At 58.4% G+C, this 20181-nt stretch carries 15 protein-coding genes and 1 tRNA gene; 7 read left to right on the top strand and 9 right to left on the bottom strand.

The window, feature by feature from the left end; genetic code table 11:
• The first annotated feature begins 124 nt into the window (after window positions 1-124).
• Window positions 125-700 (top strand): DUF998 domain-containing protein, encoded by a 576-nt coding sequence (locus QQL64_RS06600; protein ID WP_284397311.1) that lies wholly within the window; start codon window positions 125-127, stop codon window positions 698-700.
• A gap of 8 nt (window positions 701-708) precedes the next feature.
• On the opposite strand, the gene QQL64_RS06605 is transcribed toward QQL64_RS06600, so the two are convergent.
• Both QQL64_RS06605 and hisS read right to left on the bottom strand, forming a co-directional pair.
• Window positions 709-2604 carry an HAL/PAL/TAL family ammonia-lyase gene (locus tag QQL64_RS06605; protein ID WP_284397314.1) on the bottom strand — a complete coding sequence of 632 codons (1896 nt, stop codon included), beginning with the start codon at window positions 2602-2604 and terminating at the stop codon, window positions 709-711.
• Window positions 2605-2704: 100 nt separating this feature from the next.
• Window positions 2705-4078 (bottom strand): histidine--tRNA ligase, encoded by a 1374-nt coding sequence (gene hisS, locus QQL64_RS06610; protein ID WP_284397316.1) that lies wholly within the window; start codon window positions 4076-4078, stop codon window positions 2705-2707.
• 161 nt (window positions 4079-4239) lie between these two features.
• Between hisS and QQL64_RS06615 the strand changes: the two genes are divergently transcribed.
• A tRNA-Pro gene (locus QQL64_RS06615) sits at window positions 4240-4316 on the top strand.
• Window positions 4317-4421: 105 nt separating this feature from the next.
• Here the strand turns inward: QQL64_RS06615 and QQL64_RS06620 are convergent.
• The 4 genes from QQL64_RS06620 to QQL64_RS06635 all read right to left on the bottom strand — a co-directional run bounded on the left by QQL64_RS06620 (window position 4422) and on the right by QQL64_RS06635 (window position 6962).
• Complete coding sequence (locus QQL64_RS06620; protein ID WP_284397318.1) at window positions 4422-5021, bottom strand: hypothetical protein; 600 nt, start codon at window positions 5019-5021, stop codon at window positions 4422-4424.
• Window positions 5022-5294: 273 nt separating this feature from the next.
• Window positions 5295-5708 carry a YciI family protein gene (locus tag QQL64_RS06625; RefSeq protein ID WP_284397320.1) on the bottom strand — a complete coding sequence of 138 codons (414 nt, stop codon included), beginning with the start codon at window positions 5706-5708 and terminating at the stop codon, window positions 5295-5297.
• A 212-nt stretch (window positions 5709-5920) separates the two neighbouring features.
• Window positions 5921-6370, bottom strand: coding sequence for a casein kinase II subunit beta family protein (locus QQL64_RS06630; RefSeq protein ID WP_284397322.1), 450 nt, complete (start codon window positions 6368-6370; stop codon window positions 5921-5923).
• Window positions 6371-6461: 91 nt separating this feature from the next.
• Window positions 6462-6962, bottom strand: a complete 501-nt coding sequence (locus tag QQL64_RS06635; RefSeq protein ID WP_284397325.1) for a GNAT family N-acetyltransferase — start codon at window positions 6960-6962, stop codon at window positions 6462-6464.
• Between the two features lie 212 nt (window positions 6963-7174).
• On the opposite strand from QQL64_RS06635, the gene QQL64_RS06640 reads away from it, so the two are divergent.
• Window positions 7175-8059 carry an EamA family transporter gene (locus tag QQL64_RS06640; protein ID WP_284397327.1) on the top strand — a complete coding sequence of 295 codons (885 nt, stop codon included), beginning with the start codon at window positions 7175-7177 and terminating at the stop codon, window positions 8057-8059.
• Window positions 8060-8179: 120 nt separating this feature from the next.
• On the opposite strand, the gene QQL64_RS06645 is transcribed toward QQL64_RS06640, so the two are convergent.
• Window positions 8180-8821 carry a DUF6348 family protein gene (locus tag QQL64_RS06645; RefSeq protein WP_284397329.1) on the bottom strand — a complete coding sequence of 214 codons (642 nt, stop codon included), beginning with the start codon at window positions 8819-8821 and terminating at the stop codon, window positions 8180-8182.
• Between the two features lie 106 nt (window positions 8822-8927).
• Window positions 8928-9977 (bottom strand): sterol desaturase family protein, encoded by a 1050-nt coding sequence (locus QQL64_RS06650; RefSeq protein WP_284397334.1) that lies wholly within the window; start codon window positions 9975-9977, stop codon window positions 8928-8930.
• Between the two features lie 723 nt (window positions 9978-10700).
• Here QQL64_RS06650 and QQL64_RS06655 point away from each other — a divergent pair.
• From QQL64_RS06655 to QQL64_RS06665, 3 genes are all read left to right on the top strand, one after another.
• On the top strand, window positions 10701-13790 hold the full coding sequence (locus tag QQL64_RS06655; protein ID WP_284397336.1) for a TonB-dependent receptor: 3090 nt from the start codon (window positions 10701-10703) through the stop codon (window positions 13788-13790).
• Window positions 13791-13901: 111 nt separating this feature from the next.
• A complete protein-coding gene (locus QQL64_RS06660) occupies window positions 13902-15470 on the top strand; it encodes a tetratricopeptide repeat-containing sulfotransferase family protein (protein ID WP_345782633.1) in 1569 nt (522 codons plus the stop codon).
• A 700-nt stretch (window positions 15471-16170) separates the two neighbouring features.
• Window positions 16171-18063 carry a hypothetical protein gene (locus tag QQL64_RS06665; protein WP_284397340.1) on the top strand — a complete coding sequence of 631 codons (1893 nt, stop codon included), beginning with the start codon at window positions 16171-16173 and terminating at the stop codon, window positions 18061-18063.
• 307 nt (window positions 18064-18370) lie between these two features.
• On the opposite strand, the gene QQL64_RS06670 is transcribed toward QQL64_RS06665, so the two are convergent.
• Window positions 18371-18991, bottom strand: a complete 621-nt coding sequence (locus tag QQL64_RS06670; RefSeq protein ID WP_284397342.1) for a TetR/AcrR family transcriptional regulator — start codon at window positions 18989-18991, stop codon at window positions 18371-18373.
• Window positions 18992-19091: 100 nt separating this feature from the next.
• On the opposite strand from QQL64_RS06670, the gene QQL64_RS06675 reads away from it, so the two are divergent.
• The gene (locus QQL64_RS06675; RefSeq protein WP_284397345.1) at window positions 19092-20168 is read left to right on the top strand and encodes an MBL fold metallo-hydrolase; all 1077 of its coding nucleotides are present in this window, start codon (window positions 19092-19094) and stop codon (window positions 20166-20168) included.
• Window positions 20169-20181: the final 13 nt, after the last annotated feature.

Raw genomic sequence — 20181 nt, forward strand, 5'->3', positions numbered from 1 at the left:
AGAACCCACAAGACCTTAGAGGCCAGCCAGTACGGCTGGCCTAGCCGGCCCTCTCAAGCCCTCCACTGCCTCCCCAATGATCGCCACGCATAAATCTTCAGCAGTCGATGCGGTCGCGTATCTAATGATCGTTACCGTTATCGCTTTTGCCGGCGTCTGCGACGCCGCACAGTTCTGGCGCACGGATCTAAATTGGATAGCGATACCGTTGAGCGCGTACCTCACAGGCCCCGGCGGCATATACGTGCGAGGCGTCTATTACTTGATGTCGGTTGCCCTACTCGGCTTCGCGTGGGCCGGTTACGCCGCCACGGCGTCCGCGCAGCGAAGTGGACTTGCGTCCGCACTGTTCGTCGCAGCTGGCCTAGCCCTGCCGGTGGTAGCTGTCACCGAACTGTTCAGAGGCACGGCCTATCAAGACCTCGCTCACTTCATCCACCAGCTGACTGCCCCAGCGACCTTCCTATGGCTGAGCTTCGGCATGTTGGTGCTTTCGAGCCGCTGGCGACGCGATATGCGCATGAAAAAAGGCAGCCAGCCCGGCGTCGTGCTTGCCTGGCTGGCCACCCTTATTTTGTGGTTTCAGGTACTCGTGCCAGGCCTTCCCAACGGATTCTGGGAGAAGCTGGCTGTTGTGCTGATCCTGCTTTGGCTGGGCTGGGCGGCGCGCCATCTGCTGCGCACTGCCCAGCCGCCATAAACCGAGTCTCAGGTGCCGGCGAACACGCGCTGCTGAACGAGCTCGCACACGGTACTCACATCGCCATCCATCGCGCGGTCGCGATGCATGAAACGAATCTTGCTGCGTAACGTATCGTGTGCCTTGCGAACTGCCGCGCCGGCATGGAAATCACCGACCTCAGCAAGCGCCGCCATGAGCTGCTTCACTTCGTCGACAAACTGCGCGTAATGCGGGCTGTCTTCACGCGGGGCATTGGCAACCTTGGAAGCCAGCGCCTGCCAGTCGCCGCGTGCGGCGAGTCGGCGTGCAGCGTTGAGCATTTCCTGACGGTAATCCAGTGCCTGGGCAGCGGTGTAAAGCTCCAGCGCCAGTACGTGGCTGAGATCCTCAGTCATCTCCAACACGTGGCGCGCTTCATTGGCGCCCATGGACACGTGATCCTCGGCATTGGCGCTAGTCGGCACCGAGTACACGCTGGCCGGATGCGCACGCGTAGCCAAGTCGTTGACCAACGCTGCGGCGGTGTACTGCACGATCATGAAACCGGAATCGGTGCCGTCCTCGCTGCCGGTAAGGAAAGCGGGCAAGCCGTCACTGGTCGCAGGGTCGACCAGTTTGTTGAGCCGGCGCTCGGAGATCGATGCCAGCACCGGAATCGCCGCTTTCACATAGCTCATCGCCAACGCCAACGGCATGCCGTGGAAGTGGCCGGCCGAGATCACCTGCTCCTCGATGTAAGCCGCATCGGTGTTATCGGGGAAGATCAGCGGATTGTCGGTCACCGCATTCAGTTCGATATCGATAACGCGACAGGCCTGCGCCCACGCGTCACGCACCGCGCCGTGCACTTGCGGCATGCAACGCAAGCAATAGGCATCCTGCGGCTGATGTTTTTTGCCGCCCTTGAACGGCAGGAAGCGGTTGTAAAACGCTTCGCGACCGTGGCGCTGGTTGGCCGGCACCCAATCCCAGCTGATATCGAAACTGAGCGCCTGATTTTCAGGTGTGGACCACGCCTCGGCGCTCCATTGCCGGAAGCGCGGCACCAGGTGGTAAGGAATGTCGACCAGGGTGGAGCCGGTGAGCAATTCGCGCACGTGTTCCGCTGCCTGTACTTGACCGGGATGCGGGCGCAGCGCATGCACTTCCGGGCGCATGGCGCCGCTGCGGCCGGCGAAAGCATCCAGCGTCATGGATGCGGCCAGGTCGGCGGTATCGAGCAGATATTCCAGCGTATCGAGCGCCAGCACGGCAGTGGCCAGCATCTGCGCCGTGCCGTTGTTGAGCGCCAGGCCCTCCTTGAAGGACAGGCGGATCGACTCGAGGCCGGCACGCTTCAGCGCTTCGGCACCAGGCAAGCGCTCGCCTTTGTAGAACGCTTCACCGCCGCCAAGCAGCACGATCGCCAAGTGCGACAACGGTGCCAGGTCACCGCTCGCGCCGACCGAACCTTTTTCCGGCACTACCGGAATCACATCGTGGTTGAGCATCGCGGTCAAAGCTTCCAGCGTAGCAACGCGAATGCCGGAGTGACCGCGCATCAGCGTATTGATGCGGATCACCAGCATCGCACGCACGACTTCGGCGGAGAACGGCTTACCCACGCACACTGCATGCGTGGTGATCAGGTTGTGCTGCAACTCTTCCAGCAAGGTACCTTCGGGCTTGTGCGGATTGCCGCCCGGCAGTTCGTCACGCAGACGGTAAGCACCCAGCAACTTGTCGGCGTTACTGCCGAAGCCGGTGGTAACGCCGTAGGTGGGTTCGCCGCAGCTCACCTTCTCGGCCAGAAAATCCGCGGCACGCTGCACGCGTGTCAGCTGTGCGGCATCGAGACGCACGCCGTAGCCATGGCGCGCCACGGAAATAAGTTGTTGACGGCTGAGGCTGGTGCCATTCAGCAGAATCGAGTTGGCGGTCATGCGTACTCCGCGCCCTTACGGGCCAGTCTTGTTATCGATCGCGCTGCCGGTGGGGAGCCGTCAACGCGTACCACGAATCGTTATGGGTGCAACCGTTGCTTCAGCCGATGATCTCGGCCTGGGCAAGCTCGACGCGCAAGGTCTTGATCAGCTCGCTGCGCGCAACTTCAAACTGATCCTCGCGACGCAGATCCTTCACCGTCACCACGCCTTTGGCCAACTCGTCTTCGCCCAGCACAATCACGAAGCGAATCCCGGCGCGGTCGGCATACTTGAATTGCTTGCCTAGCTTGCCGCCTTCCAGCACCACTTCGGTGGCAATGCCCGCGCTGCGCAGTTCACCGGCCAGCGCGAGATAAGCCGGCAGCTGCGTCGTATCCATCTGCGTAATAAGCACGTCCACCGTGCTATGTGCCGTTTTGATCAAACCGGCATCGCGCAACTGCCAGTAAAGGCGCGTCAGACCGATGGAAATGCCCACGCCCGGCAGATGCGACTTGGTGTATTGGCCGGCGAGATTCTCGTAACGGCCGCCCGAGCAGATCGAGCCGATCTGCGGATGGTCGTTGAGCGTGGTCTCGTAAACCGTGCCGGTGTAGTAATCCAACCCGCGCGCGATGGAAAGATTTAGGACGTAGTGAGTTTCCGGCACGCCGAACGCATGGATGAGGCGCAGCACTTCTTTCAGCTCGACACGCCCCTGCTCCATCGCCTCCGGCCCGGGGCCGAGTGCGTCGAGTTTGTCCAGCGCGTCCTGCAGCGAGGTAGAGCGTACCTGCACGAAATCGAGAATCTTCTGCGCAGCCTGCGCGCTGAGGCCGAAGCCTTCGCCGATCAGCGTCTCGCGCACGTAATCGGCGCCGCGCTTGTCCAGCTTGTCCACCTCGCGCAGTACCAGCGTCTGCTGCTCCGGATCGGTCACGCCCAGGCTCTCGAAGTAACCACGCATCAACTTGCGGTTGTTGAGCTGAATGGTGAACGCGCCGATATCCAGCTCGCGGAACACACTGTAGATCACCGCCGGCAATTCGGCATCGTAACGGATCGACAGGCTGTCCTTGCCGATCACGTCGATGTCGCATTGATAGAACTCGCGGAAACGCCCACGCTGCGCGCGCTCGCCACGGTAGACGCGCTGCATCTGGTAGCGGCGGAAGGGGAAGCTGAGATCGTGTTCGTGCTCGGCCACGTAGCGGGCCAGCGGCACGGTAAGGTCGAAACGCAGGGCCAGCTCGGGCTTCTCGCCCTGCTCCAGCGCGCCGGTCGACTGCACGAAATACACCTGGCGCTCGGTCTCGCCACCGGTCTTCGTCAGCAGCACGTCCGAATATTCCATCACCGGCGTTTCAACCGGCAGGAAACCGAAGCGTTCGTAATTGCGACGGATCACGTCGAGCATGCGCTGGAAAGCAATCTGGTCGAGCGGCAGCAGCTCGAGCACGCCGGGCATGGTACGGGCCGGGGTAAGCGCCATGGAATCCTCTGCTAACATTAGAAAAAGTCGTGCGACGGCAGCCGCATAGCGTAACAGATGGACCCGCTTGCCCTACTCCTAACCAGGCCCCGATTTCCCCGCTTAGCAGCCCCGGGCCTGTTGCCAAGGCCATTCAGGCCCGATAAGATACGCGGCTCCCGCGGGGTGTAGCTCAGCCTGGTAGAGCGCTACGTTCGGGACGTAGAAGTCGCATGTTCGAATCATGTCACCCCGACCAATGTTTTCCGAAAAAGCCGGCCCTGCGCCGGCTTTTTGTTTTGGAAGTGGTTGACGGGCACGGCCGTCGGGGGCGTTGAGCCACGTAGCTTTCGAGATAGCCCGATCAAGGCGTCACAGTGTCGATGCTTTCGACATATACCAACTCGCACGCACCGTCTCCGGTGTCCTCGCGCGTCATCGACGTATGCCAATGCCAACCATTCGGTCGGCTGGCATCGACCAGAAAACCCGTCAGGTGCACCAGTTGTCCCGTACGTACCCGCTCCAGCGATCGACGGACCGTGTCGTCGGACGGAATCATGTGCATGTTGGCGCTGGAAACTTCGATTTCGCGCCGCGGAATCGGGAATTCGTCGACATGCCAATAGTAGAAGCGATTGGATTGGCTGATGCTGATCTTTGCCAACACGGCGCTGTCGGACATGCGACCCCAGCCCAGTGCGAGATCTTCCGGAGCAAGCGAAGCTCCTGCATCGTAGCGATAGTCTTCATGTGACAGAACGCGGGCAGTCAACTCGAAACGGGCGCGAGTAGTCAGTGTGATGTCGCCTCGTTGGAGCTGCGCGCCATTATCGAGATCCACCTGCAACGGTGCATCGGGCGCGAGTATCCCTGGTGCCTGCACGATGGGTCGTTGCCGCCACCAATGCAGTGCGCCCCAGCCAGACAGCAGGAAGAGCAATACAAGAATCCACCGCTGCATGAGTTTTCAGTGCCTCGTTAGCTTCAACGATTAAAACGAGCTGGATTGCATTGCTGCGCGATCCATCCGGAGTGTCCGCGCGCCTTCCATAGTTTAGCTGCGCGAAAGCCGGCCCGATCTCTTCGCCGAATTTCAGCCCCAATAGTCATGTGTGAGTTGAAAAAGCGCCGTAATGGCGCTTTTTCTTTCCGCGTGTCGGGATGGCCGCTAAGGGTCGGAAGCGGACGTTCAGCGTTTGACGTGAGAGGCCTGGTCCGGTTTAGGCTGCAACGGCTATGCGAGTCTTTCTCTATCGCTGAAATTGTCAGGCATTTCACTGCTCAACTTAAATGCGCTGGCCCGCTCCGTTTCAATCGGTCGAACCTCGTATAGCAAACCGCAGGCTAGGCAAGGATTCTGCGCCGCAAGTGCCGCAGCTTCGGCCAGGCTGCCAGCTAAGAAGAACCAGTAGCCGCCCACAACCTCTTTGCCTTCGGCAAAGGGGCCATCAATCACGCCGAGTCTCGAGACAACTTTTGCCTCTCTTGCGAGCCGCTGTCCCGTTTTCATCACCCCTTCGCTGACGAGTCGATCATGCCAGATGTAGAAGTCGTCGATCGCCCTCTGTATTTCCTCGGGCGATCTGTCTTTGTCCCACTGTCCGCGAGAGATGACTAGGTACTCCGATAGCGAGGTCGTGTCGGTCATGGATTCTCCCGATGGTGCCAGTCTTCCTCTTCAAGGTTCCGGGGGCCAATCGGCCCCGCATTGGAACGACGAATGGGGTTGTCGGGAATCGACATTGTCCCGCGAATTTTTCCGACGGTTGGGGCGCAAGGCGCCGGCGCTGATTTCGTAAGGCCGTTTTCGCCTGAACGGGGCGCACCCGACAAATGTCGGCTCTGGGTCGAAAGCGGACGCTAAGTCTGGTTGTCCGATAAGTGAACCGGACCACGCTCCTCCGACCATGCGCGCCGAACCTCGTCATAAGAGCCAGTCTCAAAATAGATCTTGGTGAGCTTTAGCACCACATCGATCTCGGCGATTATGTTTCTGCGCTTGCAGAAATAGCCCTGGTCACTTTGCCAGAGGCGAACGCCCTCATCGCTTCCATTTGGGTCATCGAGCCGCCATCCATTCATCTCGGACAGCGCAAAACCAGAAGCGGTACCACCGACAATATTGAACGACGCCTCGTCTTCGAAGCAGGTATCCACGTCCTCCCAGCTCAACTGAACAACGGGATATTCGTTATCGTCCATCCGCTGGATCGCAGCGGAAACATCTTCCCAGCCAGGCGATCGAATCTCCACGCAACGATAAGGTTCCTGGGGCGGATAGTGAACGATGGTCAGATGGCGTGCTGTCATGTTGTCACGTCCCAATCGAGGCTTGATACCTTGCAATGATTCTCCAAATGCAAGCGTCTTGAAAAGGTCCGCTACGGGTCAAAAGCGGACACTAACCGCAAGTAGATAGGGTCATTTCGATCTCAAAGATATCGGGCGTATGTGGATACGGCGCTGTCTTGCCCGTCCGAACAAATCCATTGCGCTCGTAAAAAGAAATGCCGGAGGCATTGAGGCTCGTCACGAGCAGGCGGAGCGTCTGTATGCCTCGCTCTTGGGCCCAATGGCGAATGGCCTTCAATAGGTCCGACCCGACCCCACGCCGACGGGCGATCGGTGCCACCCACATTGAAATCACGTCGCCCACGGTGGGGTCTTTATTGTCGCGAAAGCATACAACGAGGCCAAAGGCTTCTTCGTCTTCAAGTGCGAAGAAGCCAACGCGATCTTCTCCGTCGAGGGAACTCGCGCGAGTTAACCACTCCTTATCGGAAAACGATACTTCGCGCTCATAAGTACTTCCAAATGAGAGGGGATCCTGCTTTAAAGCGGCTAGCCGAATGGCTTTATATGTTTGAGCCGACTGCGCTTCGATACGAACCAACTTAATCAAGTTTGTTACCTCCGAACGAGAGGCCGCGCCCCTTCCAGCTTCCATACAAGCCATTGTGGAGTCTAGACATCCCTCCATCATCCGGCGAGTCGTGCCACTCATTGCTGTCACATATTGTCAGCAATGGCGACAGCGAGATGGTCCGCATAGTAGGTTTCATCGGGGTCTGCAGGCATCATGGTGTCGACTATCCTCTCGCCACGGCTGCGCTCATGTCATCACGTACCACCGTCGCTTCGACCGCGCTTGCGATCGGTGCACTGTTGATCAGCATGGTCTCGTATCAATGTGGCGCGTCGCTGGCCAAGCATCTGTTTCCGCAGGTCGGTGCACAGGGCGCCACTGCCTATCGACTAGGACTCAGCGCGCTGATCCTGCTGCTGTGGCGGCGGCCATGGCGTCGGTCCGCCAGTCAGCGCGACTGGCGCGCGCTATGGGGCTATGGCCTCTCGATGGGCGCGATGAACCTGGTGTTCTATATGTCGTTGCGCACGATCCCGTTGGGCATCGCAGTAGCGTTGGAATTTACCGGGCCTCTAGCGCTGGCGCTATTTGGCTCGCGCCGGTTGCTCGACTTCGTCTGGATCGCGCTGGTAGTGGCCGGGCTGGCTCTGTTGCTGCCGCTACGTGCGCAGATGCAAGCGCTCGATCCGGTTGGCGTGATGTACGCGCTGGCCGCCGGCGTTGGCTGGGCTTTGTACATCGTGCTGGGGAAGAAAGCGGGAGCGACCCATGGCGCGGACGCCGTGATGCTGGGCACGTCGATCGGTGCCTTAGTGGCCATCCCGTTCGGTGTCGCGCATGCCGGCAGCGCATTGCTGTCGCCGACGCTATTGCCGTATGCGCTGGGCGTGGCAGTGCTCAGCTCGGCGTTGCCGTATTCTCTGGAAATGGTCGCGCTGACGCTGTTGCCGGCGCGTACGTTCAGCACCTTGTTGAGCCTGGAGCCTGCCATCGCGGCGGTGGCTGGCGTGGCGTTGCTGGGCGAACGGCTCAGCCTGCTCCAGTGGCTGGCCATCGTGGCGATCATCGTGGCAGCGGCCGGTACTGCGTTGAGCGTGCAGCGACCCACGCTGACGGAGCCGCTGGTGAACTAGGAGACGTTCACAACGCGATGCAGCAATGACGTGCAGTCCGTGCTGTGTATCTTCGAGAATATCTGCGTGCACGCCGACTCCCGCGTTCCACCTGCACTCGCTGCCGCTTACTGCGTTTTGTCAGTAATCACGAATATCCAGCGCAATAAAGCAACGCGCGCTGTATCCCTTCTCCGCTGACGGCCAAGTCAACTGGCCCAGCAGGCGATCACCACCCGGCCATGGCTGGTTATCCAGCAGCGCTTCGGCAATTACCGAGCCGTCATCGGCGCGGCGATAGAACAGGCGGATCCAGTGCAATTCGCCACTCAATGATTCGTTGCGCAGGGCATCGTGCAAGCCCGACAACAATCCTTCGGGCGCAACCACATCATCACGACTGAACGCTAGCGGGCCGACGAATACATCCCAGCTTCGCACGCCCAGATCCCAGCTTTGCAATTGAATGCGTCGATCATCGGTGACATACCAACATGCGGCCAACAGCACGTACAAGACATTGCGTTCGAACGCGCTCAGCGCATCGCGCGCTCCGGCGTCACCGCGCCCATTGCCGGCGAAGCTTTCCTCGATGTGACGCTCTTCGCTGATCACCACATCCACATCCAGCCGGCCCGGCGCACCTTCTTCGCCCTCATGCCAACTGGCGCGCACGGCAGGAAAATCGCCATCCGTTACCAGCCACTCTTCATCCAATTCCAGCTCCACGTCGTGGCGCTCGAACAGGCGAATTAGGTCAGTTTGCAGGGCGTTGTCGTTCATCGGAAAACTCCAGGGCGGTAAGCCGCGATAACCTCTCATAAATGCGTGGCCTTTCACAGCCTGCCTGCTGGAATTGAGTCGGCCACTTTTGAAGGTTCTTACCCGCTCACGCCTCCGGCGATTTCGGTGAATACATCGTGGTGAGAATGCCCGCCCCTGCGTGCGTTCCAGATATCTGCTGCTTCCGCAGCTCCTCCTTCGCAACCTTGGCCGTGTGGTGGTTGCCGTCATGGCTCCAGCCCGGCGGCATAAGCAGGTACAGCAGCTTGTTGCGTGTCCCTGGCGCGCGCCACACGTCTCGCCCTAGCAACCAAAATTCACCCAGGTAGGCATCAAGAACGCTGTAAGGTTTTACCGGCCGGGTGATGCCGTATTCAACGTGGATGTCCTTATGCACTTCCATATAAGTGCCGAAGATGCGATCCCAGATCGGTAGCAGGTTGCAGAAATTGGTGTCCATATAGAGCACGTTGCGTGCATGATGAACACGATGATGCGAGGGCGTCAGCACTACACGATAAAACACACCAAGCTTCCCCTTCGATAGCACATTCTCCCCGAGATGGATGAAAGACCCCCAGAAACCGTCGATGATCATTATTAGGACCAGGAGTGGCGGACTCACTCCCAGCAGCATGCAGATGCTCGTGCGCACAAAGTCGGCATAAGCGCCCTCGAGAAAGAAGTGTGCATAGCCCACCGATAGATTCATCGCAACGGGCGCGTGGTGAGTCGCATGCAAACACCACAACAGACGCACTTTGTGTGCCAGATAGTGATACACAAAATGTGCGAGCTCCCATACCACGTAGCCATAAAGCAGTCCGTACCAAGTGAGCCCAACCTGGAATGGGGCAAAGCGGTTGAACAGGCCGATGCAGAAGCCGACCATGGCAATGGTAAGAAAGGCGCCGATGAAACGGTTCAGCACCATCAATAGAAGTGGAACTTGGTAATCCTCGCGCTTGATCCGACGAAGCACGACGCCGCGCGCAAGTTCGAAAACCAACAGCAGCGGGATCACGGGCGCGATCAGGTTGGCGAAGCCATCTACCGTAAGTAGCCTTTGGTAGTTGCCGGAGGCGAACATCTCCAGCAACGGCCCTAAGCCAAAGAAGCCAGTCAGCTGATCGCGGATCCAACCCAAGATATCCATTGCGGCCCTTCCCGGCGGTATTTCTGAAATTGATTTGGCGACGTAGGGGGTTACCGGTCCTCGCGCCAATTTGTCACGATCTAAATGACGGCACAAGTACGCCTGGGCGCGGCGTCACAAGGCGAAGAGAACGGCTTCGAAACGGTGCTGCGAGATCGGAGCACTGCCTAGCGGTCGCAAAAATTCGAATGGATGCGACATGGTTTTTGTATTGATTCACACATAGCGCTGGGGCCACCAAGTATCACCAGGCGCCAACCATTTGCGCTTTTTTTGAACGCCTTCTTTTGCAGGTGCAGCACACGATAATCCAAGGAAAAACTTGGATCGATCCAATACTCTTGCTGTCATGCAATATCCATTTTCGACGAATTACTTGTACATCAACGGGATACATTTAGAAAATTTAAATTTAAATCGATACAAATTCCTGTTGACATCGTCTTTTTACTGTCCTATTGATTAGCCCGCTCGCGGCATTCGGTACAACGTTGTCACGAGAATTTGGATCGATTGAAAAATAAACATCCAGAAGGACTCTGGGGCCGAGTGGCGAGGCGGTTATCCCGCCTGCAGCACACGTTAGTGTTTGGGACGGTTGCGCATCTTTGAAGAGCAGTGACGGAGGGTCATGGAAATAACCATGGCTCAGGGTGGGTTTGTGCCCTCAAAAAGCATCGCGGACGTGGGCACAGCAAACAAACCGAAAAGGTAGGGGAGCAAATGAGCAAGTACCAGTTTCGTTTGGGCAGCAGCTTGCGAGCCAGCATACGCATTGGCCTATGGGCTGCTGCGATGACCAGCAGCGCAGCGTTTGCGCAGAGCATCACCGGTGGTGTTTACGGCAATTTGCCTGGAGGCAAAGACGTTGCCGCCGAAGTCACCAACCCGTCGACGGGCTACGACAGTACCGTGCATGCCGATGCCAATGGCCACTACGAGGTCACTGGATTGATGCCCGGCACTTACGTCGTAAAGATGCTGCGCGATGGCAACGTGGTCGATCAGCGCAGTGTGGTGGTGGTTGCGGGCTCCAACAGTCCGGCGATATTCGAAGCGTCGGCCGCAGTGAATGCGAAGGAATTGAATTCGGTCACCGTCACTGCCAGTCAACCGACGGTCAACGCGATCGACGTCACGACGAGCCAGCAGATCCAGACCTGGGATTCGACGGAAATCAATCGGCTGCCGTTGATCAATCCGGATCTTCTCGCTGTCGCCTCGATGCAGTCGAACGTGGCCAGCATCACCAGTTCGCACGGCAATGCGCCGCAGTTCAACGGCGCGTCGGGCACCGAGAACCGGTACTTCCTCAACGAATTCAACGTCACCGATATGCAGCAGGGTGCGGTGCCGGACAAGATCCCGAACGAAGCCCTTGCCACCGTCTCCACCATCGACGGTGGTATGGATGCCAAGTACGGCAGCGCCATGGGCGGCGTCGTTGCCGGCACGATCAAGCAAGGCTCCAATGACTTCAAGGCCGGTGTGGATTTAGCGTTCACGCCCGCCACGGGCACGCTCAATGAAAATCCCAGGAACACGTACAACTACAACGGCCAGCTGACCAACGCCTACCAGTTGAACCACTGGTCGCCGAGCCTGTTGCAGGACTATTGGGCATCGGGCTCGATCATCAAGGACAAGCTGTTCTACTACGTGCTCGCCGAAATCCAGCCGAACAACTATGGCCAGGGTGTGCAGGGCGTCAACCCGACCACGACCTACAACTCCAGCAACAAGACCCTCAACGAAAACCGCAACAAGCAGTTCCTCGGTAACTTCACGTGGAATATCGCCAACGGTCATACGTTGAACATCTTCATCGACCGTCAGAGCAACCTCCAGACGCAATCGCAGTATGCGCTATCGACGCCGTATGAACCCTCCAGCGCGGCCTCCGCACTGGACAACTGGAGTGGCAACGCTTGGCACGATACCTTGGCAGTGGCCAACTACCACGGCCAGATCACCGATACGCTGTCCGTCTCGGCGATGGCGGGTACCTCGCAGCAGTACTTCAACTCGTATTACCAGTACGGCATCGACGTTCCGTACATCCAGAACTACAACCCGGACACGAAGCAGTACTCGCAGGCGCCCGGCAACGGTACCAGCAGCCTGTATTACCTGAAGTACCGCATGATGGGTGCGCGCCTCGACTTCACCTGGAACGTGACCGACGACCACGAAGTGACCTTCGGTGGAGAGCGTTACAGCCCGACCATGTCGCAGGCCAATATCCCGAACCCGAACTCATGGACCTACAGCTACTGCAGCACGGCACTGGGGCCGACTGAACCCTGCACCATCAACGGCCAATCCGTCGCACCGGGATCGAAGTACGTCCAGTTGTCCTATGCGCCGCGTATCTACTACAACAGCTCGCCCACCTATGGCTTCTATCTGGGCGATAGCTGGCATTTTGCGCAGAACTGGACCCTCTATGCCGGCGGGCGTTACGACAATTACGCCATGACCGACAACATCAACGAAAAGATGTACAGCAAGGGCAACTTCCTGCCTCGCGTTGGCGTGGCATGGGACGTCCATGGCGATTCGACGCTGAAGATCGGTGCCACCGCGGGCGAGTACTCCGAAGGCATTCCGCTTTACTTCAATGCTTACGGCGGCACACCGGGTCAGGGCTACATCCACACCACCACCACCTACACCTATACCGGCGTGGGAGCCAACGGCGTTCCGACCGGTCTAACGCAAGTGGGTCCCGTGCAAGGCAGCGCCGGTAGCGGCCTGCATTACCTGACCGCCGGGCAGTTCATTTCGAGCACGGCACAAAACGCCAAGCTGAAGCAATTCTCGATTTACGCGCAGCAAAAGATCGGTGACAGCTGGACTGCGGGCGCCACGTTCTTTACGAGCAAGCTAACGGGCTTGCCGAACATCTACAACAACATCGATCAGCTGAAGGCGTACCTCACCAACAAGGGCTACCCGAACGCGGTGTTCCTCGGCCAGTACCTGATCACGCCAGGCAAGGACATCAACATTCCGGTGCAGTTGAACGGCGCCAACAGCCCGCTCACGATGGTCGATTTCCCGAACAGCTACATCGGTTTCCCATCGCTGCGACGCAAGATCTATCAGCTCAGCCTGACGATGGATCACGCCTACTCCGAGGAAGAGCCGTACTACCTGAGCGCGTCCTACACATGGCGCCATGAGTTCGGCAACACCGACGGCACCACCAGCTATGCCGGTGGCACCGGCAACACCGGCGCGACCGGCTATGACAGCGGGTTGAATGCTCCGGGCTTCCTGCAGGGTGCCGCAGGTAATCTGGGCGACGATATCCCGTCCACGGTGAAGGTGTTCGGTTATTACAAGTTCGCTCATCAGGACAATTTGTTGAAGGGTCTGCGGGTGGGTGGTGCACTCACGTACTACGCGGGTGGTCCGATCGATTGCAATTCCCAATATCCGAACAACGGAACCCTGGCGATCGGCAGCAACCAGCTCGGCAACAACAACGCGTATTACTGCAACACGTTGTCGAATGTGCTGGCCGGCCAATCTCCGATATCGAACACCATCAACTACACCCGCGGCAGCTACGGTCGCCTTCCGTCGTACAAGCAGGTGGACCTGGATGTTGGCTACGACTGGGCCTACGGCCCGAATGCCTTCTCGCTGGATTTGAAGGTGCTCAACCTGTTCAACAGCAACACCGTTACCTCGTTCGTCACCAACATCAGCAACGGCAACGGGCAGTTCAACCCCAATTTCATGCAGCCCAATACGTACCAGCAACCGCGTACTGGCGAACTGGTATTCCGCTGGCAGTTCCAATGATGGTTTGACGCTGTACTCGCGTTAACATCGATGCCTCCATGTCCCGGACATGGGGGCATCTTTGTTTAGATGGGCAGATTGTATGCAAGCGCAACGCGTTCGGAGGCGAATTTGAATCCGTTATTGCAAGGCCTGGAGCCCGTTGCGGCGAATCGCGTCATGGCAGCGGCACAGGCATTGGAGATGCATCGCCCCGATCAGGCGGCTGGCCAATTGGCGCCCGTGTTGAGTAGCTATCCGGATCATCCCGAAGTTTTGCGTTTGCATGCGAGCTTGCTGAGCATGCGCGGGGAACACCGCGCGGCTTTGCGCGACATGCATCGTGCGCTGGAGCAACGCCCGCAGGAGGCGATGTACCACAACGCGTTTGCGATCTTCCTGGCGGAGGCGGGCGAACTCGATCAGGCGATCGAGTGTTTGCGTCGAGCCTGCGAACTTCAGCCGGGCTTTGTCATGGCCTGGTACAACCTCGGCCTATTCTTGACGCGTAGCGCGCGCTTTGACGAAGCGAGAAACGCGCTACGCCGTGCCGTCACCTTGGCACCGGACTATGCGGCCGCGCGCGCGCAACTCGCCGACTTGCTGCGCATGGACAATTTCCGCGACGAAGCCATCGCCGAATATCGAAAGCTGCTCGCGGAGCAACCGTGGGCCGGCATGGCGTGGTGGGGTCTGGCGGAAATCAAAACGCTGCGCCTGGACACGAGCGATAGCGACGCCATCCAACGCGCACTCGCGCATCCACGCGCCAACGACGGCGACCGCATTGCGATGGGTTTCGCCTTGGCCAAGGCGCTGGACGATCAAGGCCGTTACGCCGAATCCCTGCAGGCGTTGGCTGCTGCGAACGAAATCGCCCGGAGGCACAGGACCTGGAATGCTGCGGCAGTGGCCACAACGATCGACGCGATCCGATCCGCGACCTGCACCGCCGACGCCGGGCAAGACCTCGGCTCGGAAGTGATTTTCATCGTGGGCATGCCGCGTTCGGGATCGACGTTGATCGAACAAATTCTTGCATCGCATTCCAGCGTCGAGGGTGCCGCCGAGTTGACCGACCTGCCCTTGCTCATTGCCGAAGAGTCGAACAGGCGCAAAAAATCGTATCCAGCATGGCTTGCGGACATGAGCGCGATGGATTGGCGGCAACTGGGGCAGCGTTATCTGGAACGAACCGCGCGCTGGCGCAAGAGCCGTCCGATGTTTACCGACAAGTTGCCCAATAATTGGATGCACATCGGCATGATTCGAGCGATGCTGCCGGGAGCGCGCATCGTCATCAGTCGTCGCGATGCACTCGAAACCTGTTTCTCGTGTTACCGGCAGTACTTTCCCGGCAACGACTACACGCGCACGTTTTCCGATCTGGCCTCGTACTGGCGGAGCTTCGATGCTGCGGCGAGTTATTGGGCACAGAAAGACCATGTGCGCGTTTATCAGCACGTGTACGAGGATTTGCTCAAAGATCCCGAAACGAAAATTCGCGAATTGCTTGCGTTCTGCGGCTTGCCATTCGAGGAAACATGTTTGCGATTCAACGAAACGCAGCGCGCCATCGGCACACCGAGTGCCATGCAAGTGCGGGAACCGCTGCGCGCCGACACGGCACGCGGGCCACGCTACGGCAATTTGTTGAATCCGTTGCGTCAGGCACTTGGTCTTCCTGCGATGGATCATTGAGATCTGCATAAACCGAAATAGCTCGCGGTGACGCAGCTCTTGGGTTACTGCGCGCATGAAACGCCCCGGCGATTTCAGCACGCGTTAGTGGGCCTCCGCGGACGTCTCTATACCCTGCCCCTGGTGCGAGTGTTTGTGCTTGTAGAACTGGGTTTATTTGTCGATTTTTTGCGGGTGCAAAACCCGTAAGTCCGTGATTAATTAGATCGATCCAATTGTTTTGCTGTTACGCAACAGCGTCATCACAAGAATTTCATTCACATCAATAAGATACATTTAGAAAATCTAAATTTGAATCGATACAAATTTCATTTGACATAGCCTTTTTAGTGCCCTATTCATTAGCCACTGGCGACCTTCGGTCCAAGGTATTCATGAAAATTGGGACCGATTGAAAAATCGGTTCCCGAAGGACTCTGGGGACGGCGTGGCGAGGCGGTTATCCGCCTGCAGCATGCGCCGGTAGTTGGGTCAGTTTGCGTATCTCTGAAAGCAGCATCGAAGGGGCATGGCAGCAGCCATGGCTCTGGGTAAGTTTGTGCCCTTAAAAAGCATCACGCATATGGCACTCCGCGCGTTTTCGTCCCATTGACTCTTGGAGAGCGTGTCCATGAAGCATACGAAGGTTCGGTGTTCACGGTTTCATCGCAAGTCGACACTACTACTTTTTGTTTCGGCGCTCGCATTCGGGTGTGGAAGCGTGAGTGCTCAAACCACGGGCTACACCGGCATCTATGGTGGCGGCCCGTTGTACAAGCACGTAACGAGCAATATCTCTGAGATCGAGAACTCCGGTTTCACTGAAGTGATCGTGTGGAGCGTCGAGGTGAATTCCGCTGGCGACCTCAACCTCAACGGTGAATTCCCGTTGACGTCCGGCGGCACGTATGTGGGCAACAACACATGGCCGTCGTTCGCGGCCGATCTGGTGACCATGAAGCAGGGAACGCCCAAGCGCATCACCCTCAGCATCGGTTCGTCGAACGTGGGTGATTTCCAGGACATCAAGGCTTTGGTCAATTCGCAAGGTACGGGATCGACCAGCATCCTCTACAAGGATTTCCAGGCGCTGAAGGCTGCGTTGCCATCCATCGATGCGATCGATTTCGATGACGAGAACAGCTACGACGCGGCGTCGACCGAGGCGTTTGCGGTGATGCTGGGCAACCTCGGCTATCACGTGACGATATCCCCGTACACCAACGCCTCGTATTGGACGTCGGTCGTTTCGCAGATCAATAGCACGCTTCCCGGTACGGTCGACGGCGTCCATCTGCAGACCTACTCGGGTGGCGCAGGCAACAGTCCGTGCTCGGGCTGGAGTTTCGGATCGGTGCCTGTTTATCCCGGCGTTTGGGATAGCAGCGACACGCCTCCGCAAGCGCAAAGCCAGATGAGCAGCTGGCACTCTCAGTGCAGCATCACCGGCGGTTTCCTGTGGTTGTACGACGACATCGTCGGCAAGACGTACAACGGCGGAAACGAAACGGCAGCCTACGCCAGCGCCATCAATAACGGCGTGGGAGGAAGCACGACGACAACCGGGGTGTATGGCGTCTACACCGATGGAACGTCGTTCACCACCGGCGGCCTGGATGGCAACGGTTACGCCTACTCTGCCAACCTGCTCGGCAGCTCGCAGACATGGAATGGCGATACCTTCAGCTTCGGTGCGGCCAACACCGCTAATGCCTTGAGCGGCGGCACCATCACGCCTACCCAAGGGCAGTACAGCGAATTGAGCCTGCTTGCGACCGGCCTCAATGGTGGCCAGGCAGCGCAGACTTTCATGGTCGACTACACCGATGGCAGCAGCACTGTCATTAGCCAAAGCATGAGCGATTGGTTCAGTCCGCAAAGCTATCCAGGCGAATCGAACGCCGTCACGATGGCGTATCGCGACACCAGCAGCGGCGGCAAGGATAGCCGGACGTTCAACTTGTACGGCTACGCGTTTCCGATCGACAGCACCAAGACGGTCAAGAGCATCGCGCTGCCGAACAACCGCAACGTGGTGGTGCTTTCTTATGTGTTGAGCAACCCGACCATCAATGCGTCGCCGGTAAGTCTCGCATCGGCCTTCAACCGCACCGCCATCTACAACGACGGAGCCACCTTCTCGTCCACCGGCGGCGTGGATGGCGTGGGCGATGCGTATTCGGCACAGTTGCTGGGATCGTCGCTGGAATACAACGACGTGCTGTATCACTTCGGCAGCGCCAATGCCGCCAACGACGTCAGCGCGTCGGGACAGACGATCACCTTACCATCGGGTCAGTTCTCCGGGCTGCAATTGCTGGCAGCCGCCATGAACGGAAGCCAGACCTCGCAAACCTTCACCGTCACCTACACCGACGGCACGCAGTCGACCTTTACCCAAAGCATCAGCGACTGGTTCAGTCCGCAGAGCTATGCCGGCGAATTGCAGGCCGCCGTAGAGCCCTACCGCGATACCTACAGCGGTGGACGCGATAGCCGCAGCTTCTATCTCTACAACTACAAATTCAACTTGAACAACGCGAAGACGGTGAAAAGCATCAAGCTGCCGAGCAACACAAATGTGCAGATCATGGCCATGACGCTAATTCAGTAATCCCACGTCCGTGCGCGGGGGTAACGTCCACGCCGATCCAGGCAGCAACTTCCCGTGCATGGCCATTTTGATCGTAATGAAAGTTCCCGGTAATTCACCTGATTGGTGAGCCAGCGAAGACTCCCCTCTTCGCTGGTTTTTTTGGTGCGCCGAGTAAAAAACTCTACGTTGCTCCCTCGATTAGGTGAGCACAGCAACAGCAATCACCAGGGTCGCTGCCACACCGAAGACGAAAGCCAGCGTTCGGGCAATGGGGATATCCGTCAAGGCGCTGTGTTTCGCAATAGCCCTTGGTCGGGCAAAGAGCTTAGACGGCGTAGTAAGCCAAGAACATATCTACCGCCGACTCGGCCACTTGCTTTTGTGCGGCGGTGTCCAGTGGCGGCTGGGCTAACGTGATCTGCGGCCAGAACGCAAAACTCTTGATCAATCCCTGCAACTGATGTGAGGCAAAGACCGGGTCGCTCGTCTTCAAGCGGCCATCCGCGGCAGCGGCGCGTATCCACACGGTCAGACCTTCTTCGCGCTCGCTCATCCGCGCAACCATGTCGAGCGCTCGTTCGGGCGAGTGGATGCCGGCGGCGATCGCGACGCGAGCCAGCGATACGAACGCGTCGTCGTTGAGCAGGCGAAACTTTTGCGCGATCAGCTCCAGCAATTGATCGCGTAGCGGACGATCGGCGCGATAGGCAAGTTCTTCGCCTCCGGCAATCGCCTCCCATAAATGGTGCAGGATCTCTGCGAACAACACTTCCTTGCTGGGGAAATGATTGTAGACCGTGCGCTTGGACACCTCGGCACGCGCGGCAATGCGGTCCATGCTGGTGGTTTCGTAACCAGCAACGCGGAATTCGTCGATGGCGGCCTCGATGATCGCACTGCGTTTGCGGTCGGTAAGGCGCTGGGATGTGGTGGGAAGACTAGGCATAAGCCCATTTTACACTGCCAGGTTTACTTTTCTTAGACCATAAACTACACTACGCAGTGTAGATATTTGGTGCCCTCCGACCTGATTCCAGGAAGCTTCCATGCTTTTGCGCATCGTCAAATCGTTTCGCTCCAAGACTGACAAGTACGAGGCTTCGCCGCAGCGACGCGACAGTCGTTTCCATAACCCTGTACCGCGCCCGTCAGGAGGGATGGGTAAAACGCTGCGCATCATCTGGAACGCGCTCTTCAACAAGCCGGCCGGTACTCAACCGAAGAGTCCGCTACCGGTCCGTCCCCTTACACGTGCGCAGCTCGAGGCGGCCCCCGATCGCAGCCTTTATCGGCTTGGCCACTCCACCATGCTGATGAAATTGCGCGGCGCCTATTGGCTCACCGATCCGGTCTTTGCCGAGCGCGCTTCGCCGTTCCAGTGGATGGGACCCAAACGCTTTCATCAGCCTCCCATGGCCTTGCACGAACTGCCGCCCATCCGCGGCGTCATCCTGTCGCACGATCATTACGATCATCTCGACCGCAGCAGCATCGAGCAGTTGGCCGCCACCACTGACGTCTTTCTGACCCCGCTTGGCGTCGGTGACCGCCTGATCGAATGGGGCGTGGATGCGGCGAAAGTGCATCAGCTCGACTGGTGGGAAAGCGTCGAGATCGACGGCCTGCGCATGACTGCCGCGCCGGCGCAACATTTCTCCGGGCGTACTCCGTTTGACGGCAACACCACGCTATGGGCGTCGTGGGCGATCTTCGACGACGAGCTTCGCGTGTTCTTCAGCGGAGACACCGGCTACTTCGACGGCTTCAAGACCATCGGCGAACGCCTTGGGCCTTTCGATATCACGCTGATGGAAACCGGCGCGTACGATGCACAATGGCCTTACGTGCATATGCAGCCGGAACAGACAGTGCAGGCGCATAGCGATCTGCGCGGTCGCTGGCTGATGCCGGTGCACAACGGCACCTTTGACTTGGCGATGCATCGCTGGCAGGAGCCGTTCGAACGCGTCGCGTCGCTGGCCATCGAACGAGATATTCCGCTGGCCACGCCGCGTATGGGCGAGCGCGTGGACCTAGCGGCACCACATACGGGTGACCGTTGGTGGCGCAAAATCGAAGTAGCGTCAGATTCCCATTGGGAAAGCGCGTTGTCGCTGAAGTAAATGCAGTAACCCG

Origin of the sequence: Dyella lipolytica, assembly GCF_030160075.1 — a bacterium.
Classification (GTDB): domain Bacteria; phylum Pseudomonadota; class Gammaproteobacteria; order Xanthomonadales; family Rhodanobacteraceae; genus Dyella_B; species Dyella_B lipolytica.

Coding starts and splice junctions, on each gene's coding strand:
- QQL64_RS06645 (WP_284397329.1), bottom strand. CDS start 8,821: ATGAACGACAACGCCCTGCAAACTGACCTAATTCGCCTGTTCGAGCGC.
- QQL64_RS06630 (WP_284397322.1), bottom strand. CDS start 6,370: ATGACAGCACGCCATCTGACCATCGTTCACTATCCGCCCCAGGAACCT.
- QQL64_RS06640 (WP_284397327.1), top strand. CDS start 7,175: ATGTCATCACGTACCACCGTCGCTTCGACCGCGCTTGCGATCGGTGCA.
- QQL64_RS06605 (WP_284397314.1), bottom strand. CDS start 2,604: ATGACCGCCAACTCGATTCTGCTGAATGGCACCAGCCTCAGCCGTCAA.
- QQL64_RS06670 (WP_284397342.1), bottom strand. CDS start 18,991: ATGCCTAGTCTTCCCACCACATCCCAGCGCCTTACCGACCGCAAACGC.
- QQL64_RS06625 (WP_284397320.1), bottom strand. CDS start 5,708: ATGACCGACACGACCTCGCTATCGGAGTACCTAGTCATCTCTCGCGGA.
- hisS (WP_284397316.1), bottom strand. CDS start 4,078: ATGGCGCTTACCCCGGCCCGTACCATGCCCGGCGTGCTCGAGCTGCTG.
- QQL64_RS06620 (WP_284397318.1), bottom strand. CDS start 5,021: ATGCAGCGGTGGATTCTTGTATTGCTCTTCCTGCTGTCTGGCTGGGGC.
- QQL64_RS06650 (WP_284397334.1), bottom strand. CDS start 9,977: ATGGATATCTTGGGTTGGATCCGCGATCAGCTGACTGGCTTCTTTGGC.
- QQL64_RS06655 (WP_284397336.1), top strand. CDS start 10,701: ATGAGCAAGTACCAGTTTCGTTTGGGCAGCAGCTTGCGAGCCAGCATA.
- QQL64_RS06675 (WP_284397345.1), top strand. CDS start 19,092: ATGCTTTTGCGCATCGTCAAATCGTTTCGCTCCAAGACTGACAAGTAC.
- QQL64_RS06600 (WP_284397311.1), top strand. CDS start 125: ATGATCGTTACCGTTATCGCTTTTGCCGGCGTCTGCGACGCCGCACAG.